Raw genomic sequence first — 3,071 nt, 5'->3', positions numbered from 1 at the left:
CTACTTTTTGAAGGCTGGCAGTTGCAGAGAGATATTAGACGGAAGGTTAAGGCGGAGACCAGACTCCTGCTGCTTTCAAAGTTTAGAGATTACAAGGGTAAGATAGATGATTTAACCGAGGGTGTTTTTGGAGCCCTGGAGGAAATTGGATGGAAAGCATAATAATATTTGGAAAGAATTACGTGGTTGTTGAAAAGAAATCGAATGTGGATAGTGTTAAGCTTAGGGGTAATAAAATTGTCATAAACAGTTGTAAAAACTCGCCTCACCTCCTGCTAAAAGAATTCTTATCAAGCCTACTTTACTCCGAGCTTCATAAGATTTACAACGAAATCCTAAAAAGGAAAAAAGTTGATGTTTTCGCTAATTTGGATTTTGAAATCACAGAAAAAATCGATGGCAAAAGAAATAGAATAGCTAAGCTCGAGGGAAATAAGATCTTGGTTAAGCTGAACGCTGTAGCATTACCGAAGAGTGCTTTAAAGTATATAGTTGCTCATGAAATAGCTCATGTAATCAGTAAAAGACATACAAGCAAGTTTTGGAAAATTGTGAAGACTATTTATCCTAACTTTGAAAAAGGTCAGAAACTTCTTACGAAACATGCAGAGATGCTAATCGATCCTTTAGCTACATTCCCAGATGATGTTGAAAGGGATGGGCGTGGAAATAAGGAACTCATATAAACCGAATAATTTAACTATATAAATAAACCATTCTATTAGTTCTTTTCTTGTTGGGAAGAGCGTAAGGTCGAATTCTGCGCGCTGAATGGGATATGCGAAGAATTTTAAATACTAGGTCTGTCAGCATGTAAAAGGAATATGCAGTAACATAATGATGGTAAGAGACATTACAGGTTCAACTTGATATTTACTTTACCAAGTTTCATAGATTTCTGTAGAGAATAATGCTAAGGGCTAAGAGAGCTGTAAATAGATAATTTTTGAGGAAATTCGGGAATTATGGAGTATCCGTTAATCGCTGTATGCTCGATCGGCCATGATATGCGCGGTTCTCTGTCGGGAGGGGGTCAGTCAGCAAGCTTTAGTGTTTAAATCAGGTGTACAATTTCCAATGGCAAGTACAATAAAGGTAATTCTAACAATATTTCCTGTTCCGTTAAAAGGAAGAGCAGGATGTGCATTGATGTTGCCGCAAGGATATTTTCCTTCTTTATTGAGTACCTTAAAGGGAATATACGTGATGAAGAAAGCGTCTATAAAACTGTCTTTAAGCTACTCGGTTATGATGTGAATGATAAAATCATCGCTATAACTACTAGCTATTTCCACGTAAATGAAAAATTCAGGGTTTTCGGTGATGTGAAACCTTGCTTAAGAGAATTAAAGCGCAAACTCTGCAAAACTGCAATAGTAACGTCAACTCCTCGGTTTGTTTTTGAAAGAATTCTCAAAGAGAATTCGATTCTTAAATACATTGATGCTATTATTACTCCATTTGAAGCTGGCGTAACTAAACCCGACCCACGTATCTACCTAACTGGCGTTGAGCATTTATCCGTACCAGTAGAAGATTGTGTATATGTGACCGATAACATCTATCTTGATAGTCCTCCACTCAAAGAGCTTGGGATCAAGTATATTTTGGTAGATAGAAAAAGTAGAGCAAGAAAACCAAAGCCGTCATGTACCATTATTTCAACTCTTAAACAAATACCAGCCTTGTTGAATCGTATGTAGAAATCTCAAATTTCACATCTGCTTCTTCATGTTGATAACATAGATAAACCGTATAATCGATTTAAATATAGTTGTAGAAGGGTGATCCTGTTTGGTTTTCCTTTTTACAATTTTGGAGGTTGGACAGTTGTTACAACTTATCACCGAGGCAGTTTAACATTTTCTCATTCTTATTACATGTTGTTTCTTGTTTCATCAGTAGAAAAAAGTATGTTTTAAATTTCTGGTGAAGTTATCTATTGGAAGACGTAGTTACATGAAAATGCAGTGATTCTGCCCATTATTGCCGCTTTAGTTGCAGTGGTGTTAGGTGCAGTAATCATTTCTGCAGTATTAGTCTTGCCTCGTCTTCTAGTTGATTCTACTAAAAGCTGGGAATGGACGGGTGTCTCTCATGGTGCAGTGGTGCGTATCTATTTAACAACCGACTCTATGTGGGTGACGAATCACAGTTACAAAATCACATTTCTCTTCATAGTGCAGAACCTTAGTGGCTTTCCCAACGCAACGACGTTCTATAACAACTCTTACGTCATCTTAAACAGCGTGAAGCTTGACCCCGGATACATGATAAACATAAGTGAATATCCATTCAAGTAACTTTCAGAAAAACATGGGTGGAGTGCTGAATGGTACTTTACACCGAAAGCTAACAGCTTTGAACTCGCTTGTAGGGGAATGTCAAGGGGCAAACACATACGATATCCAATATTCCTGGAAGTGAATTACACTGTTGTCGATTCAGAGGGTATTGAGTGGCCGGGTCTCTTTCAAAACTCGGCTACTGTAACTATTGTCGGAGGCGACGATGCTCCTTAAAGAGGTTAGCTGAACAGAAATGAAAATACGCAACTGCGCATTCTTTAAGAAGGCTTAGGAGCTCAAGCCCTCTCCACGCGGTGTAACATATGCTACCCCGTGCAAAAACTACCACTTAGTTTTAAAGAAGGGAGGGAAACTTTCTGAAGCATTGGAATTATTTAAATATGAGAAAGAAGAGGAGCTTCCAGCTCACGAATATTTTTCATTAAAAATAATAGATGAAAGCAACGAGATTGGAGAGATTGTTGAGAAAGTTGGAATTAAAACCGAAGACATTGCGAGTTTATTGATCAAAGTTTAGAAGCTCGCATGCCTTACTAAGCCTTCTTAGAGCAACCTCGCTAGTGATTAGGCCCCCCCCTAGAAAAATTCTTAAGCCAACGCCTAACCTTCTCATCCTCTAAGAGCTTTTCATACTTGCTTACTTTCATCTTCGATCCTCAGGTATAGTAAAGCGAGACTCTATTTAAGGATTCGCACTTAGTTAGGAGCGGGCTCGCTGGGATCTGGCAAATACTCAGAGAGATCGGGGTAAAGCTTCAGGTC

Annotated in this window: 4 protein-coding genes; all 4 read left to right on the top strand. The window is 38.4% G+C overall.

Annotated features, from left to right (window positions below):
• Positions 1-149: 149 nt before the first annotated feature.
• The 4 genes from ACP5KC_RS09690 to ACP5KC_RS09675 all read left to right on the top strand — a co-directional run bounded on the left by ACP5KC_RS09690 (position 150) and on the right by ACP5KC_RS09675 (position 2,826).
• Complete coding sequence (locus ACP5KC_RS09690) at positions 150-686, top strand: YgjP-like metallopeptidase domain-containing protein (RefSeq protein WP_428287431.1); 537 nt, start codon at positions 150-152, stop codon at positions 684-686.
• A gap of 453 nt (positions 687-1,139) precedes the next feature.
• Entirely contained in the window at positions 1,140-1,703 is a 564-nt protein-coding gene (locus ACP5KC_RS09685; protein WP_428287430.1) for an HAD family hydrolase, read from the top strand.
• A 267-nt stretch (positions 1,704-1,970) separates the two neighbouring features.
• Positions 1,971-2,303, top strand: a complete 333-nt coding sequence (locus ACP5KC_RS09680; RefSeq protein WP_428287429.1) for a hypothetical protein — start codon at positions 1,971-1,973, stop codon at positions 2,301-2,303.
• 370 nt (positions 2,304-2,673) lie between these two features.
• On the top strand, positions 2,674-2,826 hold the full coding sequence (locus tag ACP5KC_RS09675) for a hypothetical protein (protein WP_428287428.1): 153 nt from the start codon (positions 2,674-2,676) through the stop codon (positions 2,824-2,826).
• The last annotated feature ends 245 nt before the right edge of the window (positions 2,827-3,071 follow it).

This window comes from Infirmifilum sp. (assembly GCF_049970975.1).
Taxonomy (GTDB): Archaea; Thermoproteota; Thermoprotei; order Thermofilales; family Thermofilaceae; genus Thermofilum; species Thermofilum uzonense.
The sequence above is the reverse complement of the archived record's forward strand: the minus strand, read 5'-3'. Positions and strand labels throughout refer to the sequence as shown.